This window comes from Nocardia sp. NPDC057272 (assembly GCF_042668615.1).
Classification (GTDB): Bacteria; Actinomycetota; Actinomycetes; order Mycobacteriales; family Mycobacteriaceae; genus Nocardia.
This window is the reverse complement of sequence record NZ_JBHUYK010000065.1, coordinates 1-2,678: the sequence shown is the minus strand read 5'-3', so window position 1 is coordinate 2,678 and position 2,678 is coordinate 1. Positions and strand designations below refer to the sequence as shown.

Here is a 2,678-nt window from a genome sequence, read left to right as displayed (position 1 = left end):
GTAAGGCGCCGCGGAAACGCTCCTTCGACGCAACTCCGCGGCGCCTGACCGGCGACCCGGCCGCGGACCGGCCACTTCGTGGCCGTCCCTCCCTAAGGGTCGGGAGTGCGGTGGCTGGTGGTGCGGTCATGGCGGATCTGGGGTTGAACGGTGGGGCCGGCTAGTGCGGTAGGGCTGCGGACTTCGGGTGTGTGGAGTCGCTAAGAGTGCGGTAGGGGTGTGGACTTCGGGGTGCGCGGTGTCGCGGGGAGTGCGGTGTGGGTGCGGGCTTCGGGGGTTCGGTGTGGCTGGGCGTGGAGTGGGGGGCACGCGCTAGTGTGTCGGCTGTGTCTAGACGAGCTGATGGTAGGGCGGATGACGAACTCCGCGACGTGAAGATCACTCGGGGATTCACCACGCACCCGGCGGGGTCGGTGCTGGTGGAATTCGGGCAGACGCGGGTGATGTGCACCGCGAGCGTCACCGAGGGGGTGCCGCCGTGGCGCCGGGATTCGGGGCTGGGCTGGCTCACCGCGGAGTACGCGATGCTGCCCGCGGCCACGCACACGCGCAGTGGGCGGGAGTCGGTCAAGGGCAAGGTCGGTGGGCGGACGCAGGAGATCAGCAGGCTGATCGGGCGCTCGCTGCGGGCCTGCATCGACCTGGCCGCGCTCGGCGAGAACACGATCGCGCTCGACTGCGATGTGCTGCAGGCCGACGGTGGCACGCGCACCGCCGCGATCACCGGCGCCTATGTGGCGCTCTCGGACGCGGTGACCTATCTGGCCGCCGCGGGCAAACTGGCTGACCCGCAGCCGATTTCGTGCATGATCGCCGCGGTGAGCGTGGGTGTGGTCGATGGGCGTGTTCGCCTCGACCTGCCCTACGAGGAAGACTCGCGCGCCGAGGTCGACATGAACGTGGTGGCCACCGACACCGGAACACTGGTCGAGATCCAGGGCACCGGCGAGGGCGCGACGTTCCCGCGATCGACCCTGGACAAGATGCTCGACTCGGCCTTCGCCGGTGCCGAGCAGTTGTTCGCGATCCAGAAGGCGGCGCTGGCACTGCCGTACCCGGGCACCCTGCCCGAGCCGTCCGCGAAGAAGTAGTCGTGGCCGTGCGTGTGCTGGTCGCCAGCCGAAATGCGAAGAAGCTGAAGGAGCTTCGCCGGATCCTCGATGACGCCGGGGTGGCCGGAATCGAATTGGTGAGCCTGAACGAGGTGCCCCCGTACGAGGAGGCGCCCGAGACCGGCGCCACCTTCGAGGAGAACGCGATCGCGAAGGCGCGTGACGGTGCCGTCGCCACCGGATTGCCCTGCGTGGCAGACGATTCCGGCATCGAAGTCGACGCGCTGAACGGGATGCCGGGTGTGCTGTCGGCTCGGTGGGCGGGCGGCCACGGCGACGATGCCGCGAACAACACCCTGCTGCTCGCCCAGCTGGGCGACGTCCCCGACGACCGTCGCGGCGGCCGCTTCGTCTCCACCTGCGCGCTGGTCCTGCCCGACGGCACGACCACGGTGGTGCGCGGGGAATGGCCCGGCACCATCGCCCGTGAACCTCACGGCGACGGCGGTTTCGGCTACGACCCGCTGTTCCTGCCCGAGGGCGGTACCGGCAGCGCCGCCGAACTCACCCCCGCCGAGAAGGACGCGGTCTCCCACCGAGGCCGCGCGCTCACCCAGCTCATCCCGGCCTTGGCCGCTCTGGCCTGACCGACTCCACAACACAAGCGCCGCCGCTCCGGATCACCGGGGCGGCGGCGCTTTTTGTGGGAGTCAGAGGCTGTACTGCTGCTTCACGTCTTTGGCGTTGCGGTGCTCGACGAAGAACGACAGCAGCGGGATGGTGCCCGCGATCAGAGTGCCGACGGTGCGGCCGATGGGCCAGCGGACCTTCACGGCGAGGTCGGCGGTGACCAGCAGGTAGGCGAAGTACACCCAGCCGTGCACGACCGCGATCCAGCTGGGGGTGTCGACGCCGAAGCCGTACTTGGCGATCATCTCGACGGTGAGCAGCAGCAGCCACAGGCCGGTGACCCAGGCGAGCACGCGGTAGCGCTGCAGGGCCGAGGTGATCTTGGCGATGGGGGCGCTGCCCGCGGGGGCGGCGGTGGCATCGTCGAGCGGCGGTGCGGTGGTGTTGTTGTCGGTCACCCGGCGTTCCTCTCGGGGGAGTGCAAGCCGGCGGTGCGGACCTGCGCATCGATGTCGCTGGCGTGCAGTTGCGCCAGGTACTGGTTGTAGGCGGCCGTTTCCGGGTCTTCGGACTTCGCGGCCTTGGGGCGTTCGGGCAGGATGCCCGCGGGGATCTCGCGCGGCGCCTCGGCCTTGCCCGGGCGCGGCGGCGCGGGCTCCTCGGCCTCGCGTTCCAGCCGCACGAACCGCACATAGGCGAACACCGCGAACCCGGCGAACAGCGGCCACTGCAGTGCGTAGCCGAGATTCTGGCCGGTTCCCGACGACGATTCGAACCGCTCCCACTGCCACCAGGCCAATGCCAGACAGCCCAGTGCGGCGACACAGACCAGCGCGATCAGGGCCGGTCGATTGTGCGTCGGGCGCGAAGGTGGAACGGACACGCGCTCCACGGTACCCGCTGGGTTTTTTGGAGCACTGGCGCGCTCGAGTCCGCGGCCCCTGGTGTCCCGTCGATCAGGCACCGTTGCTTGCTCCTTCGTCGCCTACGCAACGG

The 2,678-nt window shown here is 69.8% G+C and carries 4 protein-coding genes; 2 read left to right on the top strand and 2 right to left on the bottom strand.

The window, feature by feature from the left end; all coding sequences use genetic code 11:
* Positions 1-326: 326 nt before the first annotated feature.
* Both rph and rdgB read left to right on the top strand, forming a co-directional pair.
* Positions 327-1,091, top strand: coding sequence for a ribonuclease PH (rph, locus tag ACFULV_RS34915; protein WP_378638916.1), 765 nt, complete (start codon positions 327-329; stop codon positions 1,089-1,091).
* Between the two features lie 2 nt (positions 1,092-1,093).
* Positions 1,094-1,699, top strand: coding sequence for an RdgB/HAM1 family non-canonical purine NTP pyrophosphatase (gene rdgB, locus ACFULV_RS34910; RefSeq protein WP_364412881.1), 606 nt, complete (start codon positions 1,094-1,096; stop codon positions 1,697-1,699).
* A gap of 63 nt (positions 1,700-1,762) precedes the next feature.
* On the opposite strand, the gene ACFULV_RS34905 is transcribed toward rdgB, so the two are convergent.
* Together ACFULV_RS34905 and ACFULV_RS34900 are read right to left on the bottom strand one after the other, a co-directional pair.
* Positions 1,763-2,140, bottom strand: coding sequence for a DUF3817 domain-containing protein (locus ACFULV_RS34905; RefSeq protein ID WP_378638921.1), 378 nt, complete (start codon positions 2,138-2,140; stop codon positions 1,763-1,765).
* The gene (locus ACFULV_RS34900) at positions 2,137-2,565 is read right to left on the bottom strand and encodes a transcriptional regulator (RefSeq protein ID WP_378664378.1); all 429 of its coding nucleotides are present in this window, start codon (positions 2,563-2,565) and stop codon (positions 2,137-2,139) included. The genes ACFULV_RS34905 and ACFULV_RS34900 overlap by 4 nt, the downstream gene beginning before the upstream one ends.
* Between the last annotated feature and the right edge of the window lie 113 nt (positions 2,566-2,678).